The organism is Chroococcidiopsis sp. CCALA 051, from assembly GCF_003015105.1.
Taxonomy (GTDB): Bacteria; Cyanobacteriota; Cyanobacteriia; order Cyanobacteriales; family Chroococcidiopsidaceae; genus Chroococcidiopsis; species Chroococcidiopsis thermalis.
In genome coordinates, this window is record NZ_PYCI01000001.1 from 89,436 (window position 1) to 110,476 (window position 21,041).

The 21,041-nt window shown below is 45.6% G+C and carries 12 protein-coding genes; 5 read left to right on the forward strand and 7 right to left on the reverse strand.

Going from position 1 to position 21,041, the window contains the following annotated elements:
- Positions 1 to 47 precede the first annotated feature (47 nt).
- On the reverse strand, positions 48 to 2,837 hold the full coding sequence (locus C7Y66_RS00385; RefSeq protein WP_106544062.1) for a CHAT domain-containing protein: 2,790 nt from the start codon (positions 2,835 to 2,837) through the stop codon (positions 48 to 50).
- Positions 2,838 to 2,886: 49 nt separating this feature from the next.
- On the opposite strand from C7Y66_RS00385, the gene C7Y66_RS30770 reads away from it, so the two are divergent.
- On the forward strand, positions 2,887 to 3,039 hold the full coding sequence (locus C7Y66_RS30770) for a hypothetical protein (RefSeq protein WP_158265834.1): 153 nt from the start codon (positions 2,887 to 2,889) through the stop codon (positions 3,037 to 3,039).
- A gap of 55 nt (positions 3,040 to 3,094) precedes the next feature.
- On the opposite strand, the gene C7Y66_RS00390 is transcribed toward C7Y66_RS30770, so the two are convergent.
- A complete protein-coding gene (locus C7Y66_RS00390; protein WP_106544063.1) occupies positions 3,095 to 6,637 on the reverse strand; it encodes a filamentous hemagglutinin N-terminal domain-containing protein in 3,543 nt (1,180 codons plus the stop codon).
- A 343-nt stretch (positions 6,638 to 6,980) separates the two neighbouring features.
- Between C7Y66_RS00390 and C7Y66_RS00395 the strand changes: the two genes are divergently transcribed.
- Together C7Y66_RS00395 and C7Y66_RS00400 are read left to right on the forward strand one after the other, a co-directional pair.
- A complete protein-coding gene (locus C7Y66_RS00395) occupies positions 6,981 to 7,205 on the forward strand; it encodes a CopG family transcriptional regulator (protein ID WP_199197172.1) in 225 nt (74 codons plus the stop codon).
- Complete coding sequence (locus C7Y66_RS00400; RefSeq protein ID WP_106544065.1) at positions 7,192 to 7,524, forward strand: type II toxin-antitoxin system PemK/MazF family toxin; 333 nt, start codon at positions 7,192 to 7,194, stop codon at positions 7,522 to 7,524. Before C7Y66_RS00395 ends, C7Y66_RS00400 begins: the two co-directional genes overlap by 14 nt.
- Before the next feature lies 1 nt (position 7,525).
- Here the strand turns inward: C7Y66_RS00400 and C7Y66_RS00405 are convergent, their stop codons facing one another.
- The gene (locus tag C7Y66_RS00405) at positions 7,526 to 11,236 is read right to left on the reverse strand and encodes a filamentous hemagglutinin N-terminal domain-containing protein (protein ID WP_106544066.1); all 3,711 of its coding nucleotides are present in this window, start codon (positions 11,234 to 11,236) and stop codon (positions 7,526 to 7,528) included.
- 252 nt (positions 11,237 to 11,488) lie between these two features.
- Between C7Y66_RS00405 and C7Y66_RS00410 the strand changes: the two genes are divergently transcribed.
- Together C7Y66_RS00410 and C7Y66_RS00415 are read left to right on the forward strand one after the other, a co-directional pair.
- The gene (locus C7Y66_RS00410) at positions 11,489 to 12,391 is read left to right on the forward strand and encodes a DUF928 domain-containing protein (RefSeq protein WP_106544067.1); all 903 of its coding nucleotides are present in this window, start codon (positions 11,489 to 11,491) and stop codon (positions 12,389 to 12,391) included.
- A 241-nt stretch (positions 12,392 to 12,632) separates the two neighbouring features.
- Positions 12,633 to 14,762 (forward strand): CHASE2 domain-containing serine/threonine-protein kinase, encoded by a 2,130-nt coding sequence (locus C7Y66_RS00415; protein WP_106544068.1) that lies wholly within the window; start codon positions 12,633 to 12,635, stop codon positions 14,760 to 14,762.
- Positions 14,763 to 14,844: 82 nt separating this feature from the next.
- Here C7Y66_RS00415 and C7Y66_RS00420 read toward each other — a convergent pair whose 3' ends face one another.
- The 4 genes from C7Y66_RS00420 to malQ form a co-directional block, all read right to left on the reverse strand.
- Complete coding sequence (locus tag C7Y66_RS00420) at positions 14,845 to 15,054, reverse strand: hypothetical protein (protein ID WP_015152586.1); 210 nt, start codon at positions 15,052 to 15,054, stop codon at positions 14,845 to 14,847.
- 92 nt (positions 15,055 to 15,146) lie between these two features.
- Positions 15,147 to 18,128, reverse strand: coding sequence for a DNA polymerase I (polA, locus tag C7Y66_RS00425; protein ID WP_106544069.1), 2,982 nt, complete (start codon positions 18,126 to 18,128; stop codon positions 15,147 to 15,149).
- 105 nt (positions 18,129 to 18,233) lie between these two features.
- On the reverse strand, positions 18,234 to 19,112 hold the full coding sequence (locus C7Y66_RS00430; protein WP_106544070.1) for an alpha/beta fold hydrolase: 879 nt from the start codon (positions 19,110 to 19,112) through the stop codon (positions 18,234 to 18,236).
- A gap of 259 nt (positions 19,113 to 19,371) precedes the next feature.
- Positions 19,372 to 20,892: a 4-alpha-glucanotransferase gene (gene malQ, locus C7Y66_RS00435; RefSeq protein ID WP_106544071.1), complete on the reverse strand. Its 1,521-nt coding sequence runs from the start codon at positions 20,890 to 20,892 to the stop codon at positions 19,372 to 19,374.
- Positions 20,893 to 21,041 lie beyond the last annotated feature (149 nt).

The window sequence follows — 21,041 nt, forward strand, 5'->3', positions numbered from 1 at the left end:
ACAAGGCAAAGATTCTAGTCACCAGCCACCAGTCACTAGTCACTAGACTACAGCCAATTCCCTACCAAAACGTAGGGAGCCCAGTAAACTGGATGGCGATAGCGTGGGTTTTGTAGTAGAGCAAGTTGAGCGCGGCGGAGTGCCTCGGCTTTTGTCATCTCAGCCGTAGATAGCTCCTGATAGAACTGACTCATGAGCGGTACGGTAGCAGCATCGCTGACATACCAGAGAGTTGCCAAGGTACTACGCGCCCCGGCTCTGACCGCGACTCCAGCCATACCGAGAGCAGCGCGTCTATCTCCAGCAACAGTACGACAGCCGCTCAATACCAGAAGTTCGATCGCGTTTGGTCGTTCTAAGTTAGAGCTAGGTTCGCGCACCCGCAGCAGTTCGTCTAACTGCTTGACATTGATCGGTCCATCCCAAGCAAGAATGTATGTCTGATCGGCTTGCGAGCCAAACTGAGCGTGACTAGCAATATGGACGATGGAAAAAGGCAGAGATTTAATTTGGTTTCTCAGCGATGTGCTAGTGAAATTTTGATTGAGTAACTCTCTTCCTGGCACTTCCGAGCGAATTTGATTTAGCTCTAATGCAACATTAGTTAAAGCTGGATAATCTCCTCGTGGTTCGGTCAGTCCAGCAGTCAAGGCTCTCAAACGCTCCCGGCTTAAAGGCTGGGGCTGGAGTAATTCTAGACTGGGCGTGAGAGCAACGCTATATTTTTGGACGAGAAACTGTTTGCCATCGTGCAGAGCCGCCATTGGTAGCTTCTGCAAGGAAATATCCAGCACGAATACCAAAGTTTTTACGCCACTGTTTTCAATATCGGCAGCGGCAGGTCGGATCAACCAGTCATAGACTTGTTGGGAGAGAGTCAAAAAGTCTTGAGAGTAACGGATCACTAGATTTTGCCGTAACTGGTCGATCGCGCTTTCGACTTGAGTGCGCGGTAAAGCCGTAGCATAATGACGCAAAGGTTGCTTGGGCAAGCTGACAATAACTTCCAAACGGTCTTCTAAAATCACCGGATAGATCACAGCCGCTTGAGGATCGACGCGATCGATTTGAGTTGGCTGGGTATCTAAACAAGCTGCTCGAAAGAAATCGACGAGTTCGGCAGCTTTGAGAGATTCAAAGACGGTACGAGCTTGGTTGAGATTCTCTTGACTCGGTTGAGTGCCATCATCTTGCAACAGCAACCCGACAAACTGCCGATACACGGGTTCTACGCTCTCGCGAAAAGAAAACTGTACGGTGGGATTGATGCTAACTAGATCGTTACGCAGAGATTGGAGAGTTTTCACCGCATCAGCATAAGCCGCGATCGCACCTTGATTATCTTTCTCTGCTTTCAGCAGCCTTCCCAACTGCCATTGCCAGCTATAAGCAATATCTGGAGCATCAATTGACTGAGTAATCAACAGTGCTTGCTGAGTCAGTTTCTTTGCCTCTGCCAACTGTCCGACCTGCTCGTACAATCCACCCAAGCTACCCAAAGCATAAGCTTCAGCTCGCGGATCTTTCAAACTCCTTGCCTGTTGCACCGCAGTTGCTAGAACTTGGGCAATTTCTTGGGTAGTTGGTAATTGGTAATTGGTAATTGGTTGTTGGTTATTTGTTGTCGCTCCTCTGCTCTCCTGCTCCTCTGCTCCCTCAGCTCTCTTCTCCCTGCTCTCTGCTCCCTGCTCCCTGCTCCCTAACTTCATCAAACTATCGGCAAAGTTAATATGGGCGTAAACTGTAGCTCGGCTGGGAGGTAGTTGGGCTAGTTGAGTTTCGATTTGAGGAATTAATTCTCGGGCGGCTGAATCTGGTTGAGTTTGACTCAATAGTTGCAGTTGATTTAGCTGGGCTTGAAGTTTGATATTGGTAGTAGGAGCAGACTTTTCTGCTTGTTGATAGTAGTCTAAGGCTGCGTCGGTGTCTCCTTGAGCGCTGACGGTATTACCTAAACTCAAGAGCGTCGCTGCGGTTTCTGGCGCAGAAGGTAGGCTTTGGGCAATCTGCAAACTCTCTTGTAGGGTTTTGCGAGACTGTTCCAAATCACCAACTTGTTGTAGGACTTCTCCCAGGCTGCGCAAACTAACTGCTTTAGTCAGAGAAGCGGGAGTATTGCCCAAAGATTTGTTGATTTCGGTCGATTTTGTCAAGGCACGGCTGTACAGCCCCATCGCCCGTAATGCTTGGACGGAATTAATCTGGCTGCGAATCTCTCCTGCTTTATTACCAACTTGAGTATAAAGCGCTGCCGATCGCCCCCAAGTCTCGATCGCTGTTTCTGCTTCCCCTGTCAATAATTGCAGTCTGGCTTGGATGTCTAAGGCTTGGGCGAGAACTTCTTGGTTGCGGGAGTCGGTAGGGGCGCACTGCTGTGCGCCCGTACAGGAGAGTCGGGGGTCGGGGGTTTTCTCTGCTGCGTATCCGAGCAACTTGAGACTCTCATCGATCGCCTGTTTTGCTTCTGTCCAAGCGCCGAGTTGTTGATATGTCAGCGAGAGATTGCTCAAAGCTAGGGCTTGCTTGAGAGTATCGTTTTTGGCGCGGTAGTCTTGCAGTGCTTGTTGCAGTACGTTGACTGCCTCTGCATACTGACCCGCATCGTAGAATGTTTTACCTTGTTGCAGGCGATCGCCCTTCTGTGCAATTGGTATTGACTGACTGGGAATCGTCGTAGAGGGGGCGGGAATTTTGGCGATCGCGGGTACTTGTGTCGTACACAGCAATGCGATCGAGGCAAGCAAGCTATAAATAATCCGTTTTCTATTGAAATATATTGGCTTTAGTTGAAATCGAAAATGGGAAGCAACAGATTTTTTTCTATTTGAGTTTTTCATACCATTGATTTTTAAACGAGATAACAACGATCTGTAGGGACGCACAGATGTGCGCCTCTACACAAGTTATGCGTCCCTACAAATTGCGCGCCCCTATAGATATGTTTTGCATCCTTTTCCTACCGATCCTCACGGACGATTTCTAGGTACAACTAGAGGACTAGAGGGAATCGTACCACTTACGGCTCAAAACCAGCATTAACTAGTCGTGAATTTTTAGCCGTAAATTTTAAATCGTAAATTTTAGCGTGTGAAGTTTACGAACCTTGGCAGGAGGTAGGTGGATTATATCTGCGTGTAGTAGCCAAGGGTGCAGTCGTTAGAATCACCTTACCATCGCGATCGAATTGCCAGGATGTGGCTTCCTGAATAGGTTCTACAGGAGTTGTTGTCCGATCTGCCTTGGGGATAGCTGGCTCTACTGCGGCACGGTTTTGAGTTTCCGGTGTTTGCAAAGTTGCCCAATCCGTGAGGAGGGCATCAGAACTGAGTTTATCCCCAGGGGAAGGAGGTAAACCGCCGCGTCCGGTGACAGCAAATCGATTCTCTACTCCCGAAGGACACCCGGCTGCGACTAATGAGGAAGCATCGACCAATCCTGTAGGCAGTTCTACAATATCTCGACTGGGATCGATATCGGCAGCATTGAAAGTAACAGTGCCGCTGAGAGACGGATTAGTTTGAGAAATTGCGGTGATGTCATTACTAGGCAGGCGGCTAGGATCTAACTGTGTCGGATCGTCAGTTCCCAACAAAGCCTGGAGTTCTTGACGCGAGAGTGGCGTGAATCCAACGATAGTATCGGCTGTAATATCGACCCTACCACCACTGCCACTGAATGCATTTGCAGTAATATCGTTGTTACCGTCAAAGTTGGCAACAATGAGGGGAGTATCGATGCTAATGTTACCACCATTGCCTGCCAACTGAAATAAGCCAGCTGAAGTTGAAATGCGGCTGTTGTTGCGTAGTCGTAATTCTTTACTAGCCCGCAGTCGAATATTTCCCCCGTCACCTAAATTTGTTGCAGCAAAGATACTACTTCGATCGAGATCGAGCGAACGAACATCTATATCAATGTCGCCCGCACTACCCTGTACTATGTTACTAGTATTCAATTCAGCGCCATTAGTTAAAGATAGCGATCGCGCTGCGATCTTAATATCACCACCTTCACCTTCGCCGCGAAACTGTTCGAGCTGTGCCACAGCAGTGAATATGCCACCCGTGCCATCCAAAGAGATGCGATCGCCAGCAGTCACTGTTATATTGCCTGCATTTCCCTTGGCAACTGAAAGCGCTTGTAAAGAGGAACCCGCACCAATTGAAATATCATCTGCAATATCGACTTGAATATTGCCTGCATTGCCTTGCCCAAAAGTTGAAGTGCCGATTTGTGCTTGATTAGTTATTGACAACGATCGCGCCGTAATCTTAATGTCTCCGCCTTGGCGACTGCCCTCAAACGCAGTGGTTGGAGCCAAACCGTTGATAACAAGACTGGCTTCACCATCAGTTCCCACTCCATCTACACTGACAAGACCGCCAGCAGTGATGCTAATATTGCCTGAGTTGCCTGGACTGCTAGAAATAGCTCTGAGAAGTGCGCCGCTGCTAATCGAGACCGAATCGCTTAAACTCAGTTGAATATTGCCAGCGTTGCCTGAATTGCGAGCTGAGGTTTCTAGCAACGTTCCGTCTGATAAAAATAGCGATCGCGCTTTGATATTAATATCACCCGCTCGGCGATCGCTTCTAGGCGTGTTTTCCTCGATAGAGCTGATAATTCCACTCAGATCGCTTCTAGTCCCCGTACCGCTAAAAGCAACACGATCGCCTGCATTGATGGTGATATTACCTGCATTGCCTTCACCGTTAGAAAAAGCTTGGATAAATGATTTGCCGCTAGCATCAAGCGAATCAGCTACGTCAATCTGAATATTGCCAGCATTTCCTCGTCCCTGAGATGAAGCACCGATTTGCGCGCCATTAGTTAAAGATAGCGATCGCGCTGCGATCTTAATATCACCTCCTTCACCGTCGCCGCGAAATTGACCGAACTGCGTTACGGCACTAAAAATTCCGCTACTACCGTCTACAACAATGCGATCGCCTGCATTAACTGTGACATTACCAGCGTTACCAGCGCTACCAGAAATTGCTTGTATCGCCGCATTGCCAAGTACGCTCACATCATCTGTCGCATCTACTCGAATGTTGCCTGCATTACCCTGTCCTGCGGCTGTAGTCGCAATTTGCGCTCCGTTTGTGACGGATAGCGATCGGGCTGTAATGTTAATCTCTCCACCTTGGCGAACGCCTTCAAACTCTGCTGTTGGCAACAGAAGGCTGCTGATGCTACTCAGATTACCACTTACTCCTCCGTCAATGGAGACGAGTCCGCCAGCAGTAATCGTAATATTGCCTGAATTGCCTTGGCTGGCAGAAGTCGCTTCCAGAGATGAACTACCATTGATGGATAGCGCATCAGCGACATTCACTTGAATATTACCAGCACTGCCTCGTCCGAAAGTGGTGGTTGTCAGTTCCGAGTCATCGATCAAAGACAGCGATCGCGCTTTGATGTCAATATTGCCACCCTTGCCCGTTGCTTGAGGATCGACTCTACTAAAGAACCTACTGCTATTGGAGAGCGAGATAGAATCATCGACTTGCACGAATATATTCCCTGCATTTCCATTCCCAAACGTACTCGCACTCAATACACCATCGTCAGTTAACGTCAGCGATCGCGCTTTGATATTAATATTGCCACCATTACCCGTGCTTTCTGGTAGCACAATATTGAAGATTCCACTAAATAACCCCCCCGTTAACTCGGCAATTGAAATCGTATCTTGGGCGTTAACGTCTATGTCCCCTGCTTGAGCGCCATCTGTCCCCTGTCCTCTAGCAATACCAGCTCTGAGCTGACTGCCCCTTGTCAAGCTGAGGTTACGGCTATTGACAGCAATACTGCCACCACCACCAGCCCTGACATCAATAAATGCGCCATTCGTTAGCGATATGTCTGATAGGGTTAAATCTGTAGGAAAGCTGAAGCGGAAACCACTGAGATCGGGGTTAATTCCTACCACGCCTGGGGCAGCAACTGCACCTAATTCTACTCGTCCACCCGCAGCAGTTAAGTCCCCACCTTCCAAGCTGACATTGCCACCAATTAAAGCAAGAGTTCTGCCAGCATCTACCTGTAAACCGACACCGTTAGCACGGTTGATCATATTGCCTGGATTTACACCAAATTGCAAACCCAAAGGGACGCTGACGGTGAGCAGTGGCGCACCCGTACCTGGTGTGGCGCTAAACTGCGTGCCATCGGCAAAGTTGATACTGTTAGCTGTCGTGGCAATGAAGGAACCACCGACTATGAGTCTGGCATTTTGACCGAAAATAATCCCATTGGGATTGAGTAGGAATAAATTCGCCGTGCCTCTTGCGGCTAAAATTCCGTCAATCTCAGATCTGGAGCCACCCGTAACTCTGGTGAGGATATTTTGAATATTGGCTCCGTTGTCAAATAAAGCTGCCCGTCCATTGGGGATGGAAAATTGCTCGAAACTATGAAATAAATTACTTCCCCGCGTGGCTCCACCAGAGATTGTATCTATACCATCTGGGCTGGAGTTGACTATGGAATTATCTACACCTAGAGTATTATCAGGTCTAAGTTGGCTATCCGGTGGAACTTGAGCCAGCGCTGCACTCCCAAACGCCGTACTTCCTATCACCACGCTAACTAGTCCTAGTCGCACTACCTCACGCCAAAAAATTCGTCCCATTTCTCCCCTCCCCGCTCATTCTGCTTGTATCTTTTTAGACAAGTAACTCAGTATCCAAGACTACACTGCCTAAAGTGATATTGCCAGAAAAGTCATCTGTCTGCGGTTAAGAATGCTTGCAGGGGTGTAGAGAAGCACAAACGTTGCGATCGCATTATTTTTATCTACAGTAATTCGCGATCGCATATATAACGCTGGTAGGGGCGCACATCTGTGCGCCCCTACAGTCTGTGTATTTCATCCAATTGAAAGCCGCAGATCCCCCCTAGCCCCCCTTTCCAAGGGGGGGAACAAAAGTAGTATCTTTAGTAGGATGGAAAAGTATTCTATGTGGTACTACTAAGTGGCTACAGAAAAAATTTCCGTCTCTCTCTCCTCATCTTTGATGAGATTTATTGAAACTTACAAAAACACGCATCAGCATAAATCTCGCTCTCAGGTAATTGAAACAGCTTTGCAGTTGTTACAGCAGCAGGAGTTAGAAGCAGCTTATCGCGAAGCAAACCAGGAAATCGATCCTGATTGGGAAGTGAGTGTGGCTGATGGACTTGCTAATGAAACGTGGTGAGATTTATTGCGCTAATCTTAACCCTACAATTGGTTCTGAAATCAGCAAGCGCCGCCCCGTGCTAATTATTAGTAATAATGCGAATAATCGGGCTGCTAATATGGTTACAGTACTGCCAATTACATCAAATGTAACTCGCATTTACCCGTTTGAAGTGAAGCTAGAACCAAAAGATAGCGGTTTGACAAAATCGTCTAAAATTCAAGCGCAACAAATTCGTACCATTTCAAAACAGCGTCTTGATGGTGGCATTGGTTGCTTAAGCAAAGAAATGATGGCATTAGTGGATAACGCCATCAAGCTACATCTTCAGCTTTGATTTAGGAACTAGGGCAGGAAGTTAGTGTTTCCTTTAAATGACTTGGTGATGTGGTATCGCCGCTAGTGAGAATTATCGCGCCGTTGCGATCGTATTGCCAGGATGTGGCTTCAGTTATTGTTTCTACGGCTGGTGTAGGTATAGTATTAGTTGCTACTGGGGGAGTTGTTTCTACTGCGGCACGGTTTTGAGTTTCTGGTGTTTGCAGAGTTGCCCAATCGGTGAGGAGGGCATCAGAACTGAGTTTATCTGCTGGTGCGGGAGGTAAGCCGCCGCGTCCGGCGACAGTGAAGCGATTTTCGGCTCCAGATGGACATCCTGCTGCGACTAAAGAGGAGGCATCGACTAGTCCTGTTGGTAATTCCACAATATCGCGGCTCGGGTCGATATCCGCAGTATTAAAGCTGATAGTACCACTTAAAGAAGGATCGGTGACAGAAAACGCTGCTACATCGTTGCTGTTATTAGAACGTAAATCGTTTAAAACTCTCTGAAAATCTTCTGCGGTAGGGGAATTAGTTTCTAAGAAAGATTGAAGTGTATCACCATCGATTCGTGTCAGTACATAAATGCTTTGAGCATTTATTTCGATCGTACCGCCTTTGCCATTAAAAGCATTAGCAAAGATATCGTTATTACCCTCTTGCTCTCCTTGACCAGCAAGAACTAAGGGAGAGTCAATTGTAATGTTGCCACCATTTCCAGGTTGTCCTTCGCCTCCTGCGGATGTGGAAACGAAACTGCCCTTGCGTAGCCTCACGCTCTTACTTGCTCGTAATTCGATATCTCCACCATTACCTGATGTGGATGTAGCAAAGATACCACCCCTGTCAAGGTTAAGGGTGCGAATGTTTACATCGATATTGCCTGCACTTCCTTGTCCGAAGTTGCTGCTATTTAGTAGACCGTTATTACTGAGATATAGAGATCTCGCTTTAATATTAATTGTGCCGCTGTTGCCGACTGCTTCAGTACCTGCACTAGCAAAAATTCCACTTAAAAAAGTCTGCAATTGCTCAGATGTTTGCACGGTTCTAAATCCATCAATAGAGATGGTATCCCCAACCTCAAGTGTGATATTACCTCCATCTCCTCGACCTAGAGTACTCGCATTAATGATGCCACCGTCCTTAAGAAATAAAAATTTTGTCTTGAGATTGATATCACCCCCTCTGCCACTACCTGAGTTTGCTACAGCGCTATATATACCACTGCCAAAGACTCTTTGAGCAAATTCACCTACCCCCTCAAAGCGAACAGTATCATTGATATCGAGCGTGATATTGCCTGCACTGCCTTGTCCAAAGGTACTTGTATTCAAGAAACTACCATTAGTTAAAGATAGAGATCGCGCTTTAAAATCGAGCGTGCCACCATTGCCCACTGCTTCAGTATCCACACCACTACTAATTGTGCTGCTGTTTGCCAGCTCGAGCGAGTCATCGACTTGCACGAATACATTTCCGGCATCTCCTGTACCGAAGGTACTGGCATTTAGCTCCGCTCCATTGTTCAGAAAGAGCGCTCGCGCGTTAAGGGTGACATTTCCACCTTTGCCATTACCTCTTTTTTCCACACTGCTGAAGATCGAACCGTTATCTAGAGAAATGCGATCGCTAGCAGTGATGTTGATACTTCCGGCATCTCCTGTACCAAACGTACTAGTTTGCACTTGAGCACTATTCTCTAAGGATAGTGACCCAACCTTGAGATTAATATCCCCCCCCTTACCCACTGCGCTAACACCTAGATAATTGAAAACTCCACTGGGAAATAACTGATTTTGACTTGCTCCAGTAGCAGTAAAAGTATCGCGGATGTCAATATTTATGCTTCCAGCATTTCCACGTCCACCAGCAAGTGTATTGGAAGTTTCACGAACCAGCGCTTGAATTTGACCGCCGCCAGTTAAGGATAGAGAGTTGGCTTTGATGTCAACCGTACCACCGTTACCTACAGCTCCAGATTCTACATTGCTAAAGATGTAGCTGCTGTTTGCCAGCTCGAGCGAGTCATCGACCTGCACGAATACATTTCCGGCATCTCCTGTACCGAAGGTACTAGCCTCCAACCGAGCACCATTTTCTAAGGATAATGACCCAGCTTTGATATCGAGATCCCCGCCCTTGCCTTCTGCTCCAGAGCCTATACTAGTAAAAACTGCACTGGGGAATATGCCGTTGATACCACTAATATCAAAGGAATTGCGAACGTCAATTATTATCTTTCCACTGTTGCCGCGTCCGCCAGGCAGTGTACCTGAAGCGTCACGAATTAAGGCTTGAATTTGACCGCCATTAGTTAAGGATAGCGAATCAGCTTTGATATTAATAACACCACCAGTCCCATTAGCTTCACGTTCTACATTACTAAGGACTCCACTAGTAAGTTGATTGCTGACTCCAGAAAAAGCAATGTTATTAGCATTGATATTAATATTGCCAGCATTCCCTTGTCCAAAGGTGTTACTGCTTAACTGAGCACCACCAGTCAACACAAGTGTTCCAGATGTAACATTGAGATCTCCACTATTGCCGATAGCTCTACTTTCCACTGAATTAGTGATTAAGCTTTCATCAGCAAGAGCAATCCTTCCTGTTGCATTGATATTGATGTTTCCCGCCTTGCTATCAGGCGAACCCAACCCTGAGCTTATTCCAGCCAACATCTGACTCCCTTGAACAAGACTTAAGTTTTGAGAGTTTGTGGCAATACTACCACCGTCTTCAGCTCTGACATCAACTAAAGCTGTATTGGTCAGCGATATATCTCCTAAAGCTAGATCTATAGGAAAACTGAAGCGGAAACCACTGGGATCGGGGTTGATTCCTACAATTCCTGGGGCTGCAACTGCACCTAATTCTATTCGTCCACCCGCAGCAGTTAAATATCCACCTTCCAAGTTGACGTTACCGCCAATCAATCCTAAAGTTTTCCCAGCACCTACCTGTAAACCAAAAGTATTAGCACGGTTGACAATCTCCCCTGCACCAGCACCAAATTGCAAACCCAAGGGAACGCTGACGGTGAGTAGGGGCGCATCCGTACCTGGTGTAGCACTAAATTGCGTCCCATCGGCAAAATTGATACTGCTAGCTGTCGTGGCGATAAATGAACCACCGACTCTAAGGCTGGCATTTTCACCGAAAATAATTCCATTAGGATTGAGCAGAAATAAATTAGCCGTACCTCTTGCTGCTAAAATTCCGTCAATATTAGAAACTGAGCCACCCGTGACTCTGGTGAGAATATTTTGAATATCTGCTCCATTATTAAATAAAGCTGCTCGTCCGTCAGGAATGGAAAACCGATCGAAGCTATGAAATAAATTACTTCCCCGCGTGGCTCCACCAGAGATCGTGTCTAAGCCATTGGGATTGGAGTTGACTATAGAATTATCTGCACCCAAAGTACTATCGGGTACGATTTGAGAATCTGGCGGAACTTGAGCCAGCGCAGTACTCCCAAACGCGTTAGCAAAGCTTAACGAAGTTATCGCACTCCCTACAATTGCACAAGCGAAACCTAGCCGCACGCACCAGCGCCCAGAAACTGAAGATATTTGTAAATACATCTCTGCTATATAAATATTTAGGTTAATACCGATGACAGATGCCAAACCACCAATAACTATAAAATAGTCACCGTAATAAAATAAAGCCCTGAAATCTAGAGAAATTGCGATCGCGCCATTTCCCCACACAACCAGCACAAAAATGTGCTATTCATCACATTTTCCAGAGACATACACCATCTTCAGGAAAAATTCCACATGATTTTGTAGTATTTAAAATAAATGAACGAACCGAACTTTCAATTGGGGGAAAGCCGTATTATAAGAATACTTAAATCAACTTCCTCCTAATTGAAGTGCGATCGCGTCGTTTGCTACCCTCTGGCTTAGTTGAATTTCTATCCAGAAAAGCTAATCGGTATAAAAAATATCTGTCTACGGAGAACTGCAATGAAGATTAAACCGTGGCTGAAGTACGTAATCCCGATCTTGGCAATTGGTTGTTTTGCCCCTGTAGTCCCTGCAACGACGCAGGCTGCACCCGCTAAAGCAGTCCAAAACGCCCAGTCCGATTACGATAACTTCATGCGACAAGGCTATCTTGCCACTGCTCAACGAGACTACGAAACAGCCTTAGTCAATTTTCGCAAGGCTCTCAACCTCCGGCAAGGAAACCCCTACGCTACCAGAGCAATTAACAACATCAGTAGCTATCTTTCGCAGCGCGGCGAAGCTACAATTTCCTTCGTACCCCCGGAGTGGGGCGCGCCAGGAAACCGTGTCGGTGGTGCAACGCGAGGCTGTTTCAGTGGCAAACAAGCACTCACAGCTTTAGTTCCAAATACTAATACGGGAACGACGATCGCCGCCCAACCGACCTTATCGTTCTACGTACCTGCAAATAAAGCCGAACAGCTAGAATTAGTCTTACTCAACGATAAACAAAAGATCCTGCACAAATCTATTGTTGCTTCGCCAAAAACTTCAGGGATTGTCAGCGTCAACATGGCTAAAATGCCAGGTGCGCCATCTCTAGAAACGGGGAAAAACTATCAATGGTATTTCTCCATGATCTGCGATCCAAAAGACCGTTCGGCAGACGTAGTTGTAGACGGCTGGATTCAACGAGTTGAAGCCGATCCGATTCTGCAAAGCGAAATTCAAAAAGCCAAACCGAGCGATCGCGTCTCTTTATATGCTGCAAATGGCATTTGGTACGATACAGTAGCGGCAATGGTGGCAAGCCGTCAATCGACACCCAATAATTCAACCGTATCCCGAGAATGGTCGGATTTACTCAAATCTGTGGGACTGGGTGCAGTTGCTCAGGCTCCAATTGTATTGCTGAATTAAGATTCGTTCAACTCACTCGATCGAACAAAGCAATTATGCCCCTTGTCCCTACAGCGCCCCATGATTACGATAATTATGGACGTGCTTAGGGAATTCTTGCTAATGGTCAGTTGTCAGTGACTAGTGACTAGTGACTGGTGGCTAGACCGGAACAAGAATCTAGCTACTAGCCACCAACCACCAGCCACTCTGTAATGACCAACGACAGTCATAACGCCAGATATGATAAATCAATATAAATATGCGCTTATTATTCAAAGCTTCTCAATCAAGTCGTCTACGTAAAATTACAGAGGCGATACCACCCATATTAGTTGCTAGCGCAGCTGTCTGTGGCTTGGTTATTGGCGTGCGTCACTTAGGACGACTCGAAGGACTGGAGCTAAACTATTTCGATCGCTTCGTTCAACTGCACCCTGATGAAGGTTCCGATCCGCGCTTGCTGGTGGTTGCAGTCACGCAAGACGATATTCAAGCACTGGATCGCTGGCCCGCATCCGATCGCACTATAGACCAGCTTTTACAAAAACTCAAACAGTATCGCCCTCGCATCATCGGCTTAGATATTTATCGCGATTTACCCGTAGAACCAGGTAACGCAGAACTCACCGCGCGCTTGCAGGTAAACGATAACATTGTCGCGGTGTGTAAAGTAGGAGACGATAAAGGTTTGGGAGTCGCACCACCGACAGTAGTGCCTAAAACTCGTTTGGGATTTAGCGATTTAGTCCTAGACCGAGATGGGGTAGTACGGCGAGGTTTGCTGTTCATGACCCCAGAAAAAACCTCTAAGTGTCCTGCTACGACCTCCTTTAGCTTGCAACTGGCGCTAAAATACCTCAGCCGACAAGGTGTTCGAGCGCAACTAACTCCAGACAAGAATTTAAAGATCGGCACGGCAACTTTTCCCGCGATCTCCAGTAATAGCAGCGGTTATCAAAATGTTGATGCGAGAGGATATCAAGTCTTAATTAATTATCGCTCCCCCACTGCCGTCGCTCGCCAGGTATCGCTCAGTGACGTTCTCTCTGATTCCATTAACCCTAGCTGGGTGGAAGATAAAATCGTTCTAGTCGGCGTGACAGCGACGGAGATCAAAGATTATTTTTATACACCTTACGACCTCAGCCAGCAGCCGGAAACGAAAGGAAAAATGGCAGGCGTACTCGTCCACGCGCAGATTTTAAGCCAACTGCTGAGTACGACATTAGATGGGCGATCGCTATTTTGGTATTGGTCGGAAACGACAGAAATTCTCTGGATCTGGGCTTGGTCTCTATTAGGTGGGGCGATCGCCTGGTACGTGCGTCCCTCCTGGCTGCTGGGAATTATTGGGGCAGGTGCTTTACTAGGATTGGGTAGTATTTGTTTTGTCTTATTTCTCCAAAAAGGCTGGATTCCCCTCGTCCCTCCAGCACTTGGTTTAGTGGGAACAAGTGGGGCGATAGTGGCTTATCAAGCCTACTTTAAAGCGCGTCCAAGTGGAGCAAAAACAAACAATTCTGCGGAACAATCCTTTTCATCACCCACCACAGCCGCAGGCACTCAATCAACTCGAACCATATTAAAGGAACGATACCAAATTGTGCGCAATATCGGTGCGGGTGGGTTCGGTCATACTTTTCTCGCCGAAGATACTCAACGTCCGGGTAAACCTTATTGCGTTGTCAAGCAGCTGATTCCATCCAGTGATGAAAGATACATGCAACTGGCGCGGCGCTTGTTTCAGTCTGAAGCAGAAGCTTTAGAAATATTGGGAAGCTTCGATCGCATTCCTCAATTGCTAGCCTACTTCGAGCAAGATCGACAATTCTATTTAGTAGAAGAATTCATCCAAGGACACCCCTTGAGTGAAGAATTGGTTCCAGGTAAACGCTTATCTGAAACTGAAGTTGTAGCACTTTTAAAAGATGTTCTACTCGTCCTCGACTTTATTCATCAGCGCAGCGTCATTCATCGAGATATTAAACCCAGCAATATTATTAGAAGACAATCGGACAATAGCTTAGTTTTAGTTGATTTCGGTTCCGTCAAACAATTGCAAACTCAAATCACGATGGCGCAGGAAAAATACACTGTGGCGATCGGTACAATGGGATATGCTGCGCCAGAACAGTTTTTTGGTAAACCTGTCTTTAGCAGTGACATTTACGCCCTCGGTACAATTGGCATTCAAGCTGTAACCGGAATTCCCCCAACAGAATTAGACGAAGATCCCACAACACATGAGGTAATTTGGCGACACCACGTCCCTGCAATCAACGATACGCTAGCAGCTATTTTAAATAAAATGGTGCGTTATTATCCCAGCAATCGATTTCAATCAGCAACCGCAGTCCTAAGAGCATTGGAAAGCGTTTATATATATTAAAGTCAAACGCTAAAAGTTAAAAGTCAAAATATTGGCATCGCGCGGCATGTGTTCCATCAGACGCGATGTATCGACAACAGTTTTACTGCAATAGTAGCGTTTCAACATCTACGTCCAACGCTGCTGCTAGCTGCACCAATTCATCTGCATAAGCAGGCGATACATATGTTACCTCTGACGTAGCACCCACCGCACCACCGACGATCGCATTTAGTTCTGTCTCTTCTAGTTCGCTCAAATAGTCGAACTTGTCTAATCGATTTAAAAATTCATTCTTTTCCGAAAGATTCATAACTCCTCCGGTTTATTTAATTAAGTATGTTTGAGTCTAGGATGAACCAACGTTATTTGTCAATAATTATAGCTAAATATACACAGTGCGATTTATTTCGTTTCCATCCAATTTTGTCCGGCGCGAACATCAACGAATAAGGGAACGCTAAAATCAACGTCTGTACGTTCTAAGGCTGTTTCCATTGTCGTTTTAATTTGCGGTTGCAGTTCTTCCCATTCATGAGGAGGAATTTCAAATACTAATTCGTCGTGGACTTGCAATAGTAAACGTGCCTGATAGTTGTGTAATAATTCATGCAATCTCACCATAGCAATTTTGATAATGTCTGCGCTCGATCCTTGAATTGGGGCATTAGCCGCCGCCCGTAGCAATCCGGCATCGTAAGCTGATAGTCCTTTGATACTATCAAGATCGATATCTTCGGGTTTTGCATTTAAGAGTTTTCGTAAGCGATCGCTGGTAAAATTAAAATAGCGCCTGCGTCCTAAAATGGTTTCTACATACCCTTTGGCGATCGCATCTTTTTGAATCCCTTGTAAGTAGGCAAATACTTTCGGATATGTTTGGTTAAATTTCTCAATAAAGATTTTACCATCTGCGGCTTTCATACCCGTTTCTCGCGCAAATCTTTGCGCCCCCATGCCGTAAATCACACCGAAATTAATAATCTTACCCAAACGGCGTTGTTCTGAAGTAACAGACTCTTGTTCAAACAAAAGTTTTGCCGTGACTGTGTGGATATCTTCGTTATTTTGGTAAGCCGAAACTAAAACAGGTTCCTGTGTCAAATGCGCTAAAATTCTCAATTCAATCTGAGAATAATCTGCTGCTACCATTAACCAACCTGATTCAGGTAGAAAAGCTTTACGAATTTGCCGACTAAACGCCGTCCGAATCGGGATATTTTGTAAGTTAGGATTAGAAGAAGACAATCGCCCTGTAGATGTTGCAGTTTGATTGAAATCTGTATGCACTCGGTGAGTATCTGGACGCACCAAAGCTGGTAAAGCATCAACATAAGTAGATTTTAACTTTGCCAAAGTGCGATATTCTAAAATTGCGTCTACAACTGGATGATCGCCTTGTAATTTTTCTAGCGTTGCTGCATCTGTCGAATAACCAGTTTGAATTTTTCGCGACTTTCTCCGATCTAATTTCAACTTGTCGAATAAGAGTTCGCTGAGTTTTTTGGGAGAACCTAAATTAAACTTTTCACCAGCTACAGCATAAACTTGCTCTTCTAATCGGGCTAAATCTGCTTCGAGTTGTTTAGAAAATTCATGCAGATAATTGCTATCAATTCTAATTCCCGTATATTCCATTTCTGCTAAAACTGGTTCTAGAGGTTGTTCTACCTCCAGTAACAGCTTGTGCATAATCGGAATTTTATCGAGTTCTGCTCGTAATTTCGCCACTAATTGATACGTGACATAAACATCCATGCCGCAGTAATCGGCAACGCTGGAAATATCAATATCGGCAATAGTCTGACCTTTGGGAACTAATTCTGAATAACTAACAGTATCTAAATTTAAATAGCGATCGGCAAGTACGCCTAAATTGCGAGTCACATCTGAATCTGGATTCAAGACATAACTTGCTAATAACGGATCGAAAACAACTCCAGCTAGTTGAATTCCTTGACAGCGTAGAACTAAGCGATCGAACTTAGCATTTTGTAACGCTTTTGGATAGCGATCGCTCTCTAAAATCGGACGTAGTTGTTCTAAAACTGTTGCTTTATCTAAATTTTTACCATCTCGATGACCGACTGGGATATATGCCATATCATCTAAGGTATTTCCCCAACAGCAGCCAATTCCAACTAATTCTGCATCCCGTGGTTCTAAATCTGTCGTTTCCGTATCCCAAGCCACAGGGTTAGTTGCATCAGTATATTTCTGCAACCTCTTAACTAATTCCGTCAATTTAGCAGGCGTATCGATAATTTGGGGTTGAATTGGCGACTGCGATTGTTGCTGCGCCACCTCCGTATCTTCTGCACTGAAAAACCATAAATCGTCATCCGATTGGTAATTGGTAATTGGTAATTGGTAATCGTCCTCCTTGTCTCCCTTGTCCTCCTTGTCTCCCTTGTCTTCAAACTCGCCGCCAAATTGCTGCTGTAACTGGTTGACTTTTCCTAAGAAAGTTCTAAATTCTAACTTTTCTAAAATTGGTTCGAGGATGGTGCGATCGAATCCTTTAAGCTTGCAGTTGTCTAACTCAACTTCTAGCGGTACATCTAAGACAATTTGCGCTAAATGACGGGAGTGATAAGCTGCTTCTTTACCTTCTTCTAACTTCTTTTTAGTAGCACCTTTAATTTGGTCAATCGAAGCATATACATTATCTAAATTGTCATAAGTACTGAGGAGTTGTATCGCAGTTTTTTCCCCGATTCCCCTCACACCTGGAATATTATCAGATGGGTCGCCACACAAAGCTTTAAAATCAACAACTTGTGATGGTGAAACACCCATTTTCTCTCGTACTTGTTCTACACTAAATTCAGCCGTACCAGTGTTGTTGCGCTGAATAAAAGCCGTACTGAGATATAAGACGCTAATTGCTTTTTCGGGATCGACAAGTTGAAATAAATCGCGATCGCCTGTCAAGATCTTTACCTGATATCCGGCTTCACTCGCTCGTAACGCTAGAGTCCCCAAAATATCATCCGCTTCAAACCCGGGTGCAGTCAAGACCTCAACAGCAAGTCCTGCAAGTAATTCATGCAAATTCTTCAAATCGGGGACGAAATCTTCCGGTGTCCCTGGACGATCTGCTTTGTAGGTGTCGTCGGCTTCGTGGCGAAATGTCGGTAAACCCAGATCGAAGGCGATCGCCATTGCTTCTGGCTTTTGAGTAGCCATCACCTCCAGCAATGACTTCAAGAAACCAAAACAAACACTTGTCGGAATACCCGTTTTCGTCCGCAGTCCGCCATCTCGTCCCTTGGCAAAGGCAAAATAAGAACGGAAAGCTAAAGAATGCCCGTCCACTAAAATAAACGTGGGGCGCTGTGGTGCGGTACTGTTAGCAGGAGTAGGATCGGATGCAGCTTGAGTCATAAGCCTATTCTAGCGATGTTAGATTGTAGGGGCGGGTTTATCGAGACGATTTATCCTATAATGTATAGATTTTTAAAAAACCCACCCTGACGATAATATTGTGGTTCAAACACATCCAATATAATTAGCAATAATTTCCGGTTGTTCTATTTGAGGAACGTGACCGCAATTTTTTAACCAAATTAATTGAGAATGCGCGATCGCCTGTTTAAATTTCATCGCATCAGCCACACCTAACGTCTCGTCTCTATCTCCCCACAAAATTGTAGTTGGCTTATCGACTTTGGCAATTTTGTTGACTATTTCTCCATAACCGCCGCTTTTCGTAAAACTTACCATCGCTTCCGACCATCTAGGCATTTCTGTATGTAATAAAGCACAACGGATCGCGTCTATTTCAAATGGAGTTAAATTTCCCAAACTAGTACCCAAATTCAATGCTTGTGTTTTTCGCTGTCGCCAAAATTCTACAGCTAAATAATCGAGCGGAAAAAACAAAAACTGACCCAAGGGAAAATCGCCACTAAAACCTACGCTATTAATTAATACCAATTGTTTTACAGCTTGAGGATAAGTCAGGACAAAATCAATCGCCGTCGCCCCACCCATCGAAGTACCTACTAAAATAACTGGTTGGTCAATTAAGGTTTTCCAAAAGCAATAAAGATGAGTTTTAATTGTTTCTGGATTGTAATTAATTCCCCGTGGGCGATCGCTAAAACCAAAGCCTAACAGATCGACTGCCCAAGTTTCATGCTGTGCTGCTAAAAGTGGAATGAGACGGCGAAACTCCAATACCGAACTATCAAAACCATGTAGCAATAGGATCGGTATGTTCCCCTCACCTTGACGGACAAAACTCGTCACGATCGCCTGAGAATATATAGGAGTTGCGATCGCGTGACGTTCGATCTTTTGCGCTAAAGCAATTGACTCAGGCTGTTGCAACAACTGCACTTGAGATGGGAGAAAAGAGGGAAACATTTCAATTATCAGTTGTCAGTTATCAGTGAAGAGTGGTGATTGGTAATCAGTAATTGGTAATCACGCGATGTGCAACTTTCTATAATGTTCCCCCCTTAAAAAGGGGGGCTAGGGGAGATCTTGTCGTGAATGGCGTAGTCTTCCAATCCCCCAACCCCCGCCAAATCGGGGGCTATTGGATGAAGTCGCACACAGGGTTAATCGGTAATCGGAAGTAAGAATTAACTGGTCACTGGTCACTGGTCACTGGTCACTGTCCCTATCCCCCATGAGTTACCTGCGGGGCGCGTCCGTACAGTTCGGTATATAACTTCAGGCGATCGCTTAATTCTTGTGTCAGTATATCGGGTTGATAGCGCCAAGCCCAGTTACCCTCAGCTTGACTGGGGACGTTCATTCTCGCTTCGCTCCCCAAGCCTAAAATATCCTGTAAGGGAATGATGGCTTGATTTGCCGTAGTACTCAAGGCTAGCCGAATTAAGTCCCAATGGATACCGTCAGGACTAATACAACCCATGTAAAGTAAAAGTCTCTGTTTTTCGTAGTCAGAAGCGGTGTTAAACCAACCTACGCTCGTATCGTTATCGTGGGTTCCGGTGTAGACTACGCAGTTACGGGGGTAATTGAAAGGTAAGTAAGGATTTGCAGCATCGGAACCATAGGCAAATTGTAAAATCTTCATGCCTGGAAATTCAAACCGATCGCGTAATGCTTCCACCTCTGGAGTAATAATTCCCAAGTCTTCAGCTAATACGGGTAACTTACCCAACTGCTGGGCGATCGCTTCAAATAACTCTACCCCTGGCGCTTCAATCCAAGTCCCGTTAATTGCGGTAGTTTCGCCTTCTTTAACTGCCCAGTACGACTCGAAACCTCTAAAGTGGTCGATGCGAATGATATCGACATAATCTAACATCGCCTCAAATCGCTGCACCCACCATTTGAAGTGTTGTTGCTGCAATGCCTCCCAGTTATAGACGGGGTTGCCCCACAATTGCCCCGTGGCGCTAAAGTAATCGGGCGGAACTCCCGCCATCAAAGCCGCCGCACCCGTTTCCTCATCCAGACAGAAGATTTCGGGGTTTGCCCAGACATCAGCACTGTCATGCGCTACGTAGATGGGGATATCGCCAATAATTTGAATGCCGTGCATGTTGGCATAGCGCTTCAGTTTTGACCACTGCTGGAAAAATTCAAACTGGATGAATTTTTGATAAAAAATTTCGCCATCTAACTGCTGTCGCCATTTTTCCATTGCTTGGGGCTGACGGCGGGCGATTTCTGGTTCCCAGTCGTACCAACTCTTACCCTCTAACGTATCTTTGAGCGCCATAAATAGGGCGTAGTCATCTAGCCAATAGCCTTTGGCTCTACAAAAGCCAGCAAATTCTTGCTGCTGTAACTCTGAGGCGTTATTGCGAAAATTCTCGCAGGCTTTACGCAATAAAGGAATTTTAATTTCAATCGCGCGATCGTATTCTACGCGATCGCCCTCGAACTCAGGTAAATTGGCAAAATCTTCTTGACTGAGCAACCCATTTTCTTGTAATTGTTCTGGGCTAATTAACAACGGATTTCCTGCCATTGCCGAATAGCACATATAAGGAGAATTACCGTATCCTGTAGGTCCCAAGGGTAGAACCTGCCAGAGTTGCTGGTAACTATTGCTTAAAAAATCAATCAAACGGTAAGCAGCTAAACCGAGGTCGCCAATACCAAAGCGACCAGGTAGGGAAGTCGGATGCAGCAAAATTCCAGCGGCTCTGGGAAAAGTCGGCATAGATTATCGAGTGGTAACAGCAGGCAACAGCCAAAAATCTACCACGCCGTAGCGAGGTTTTATCCCTATCTCTGGTTAAGATTTACAGTTATCAGTGACTAGTGGTTGGTGGCTAGTGACTAGAAGAATTGCTCCCTTGTCCCCCTTGT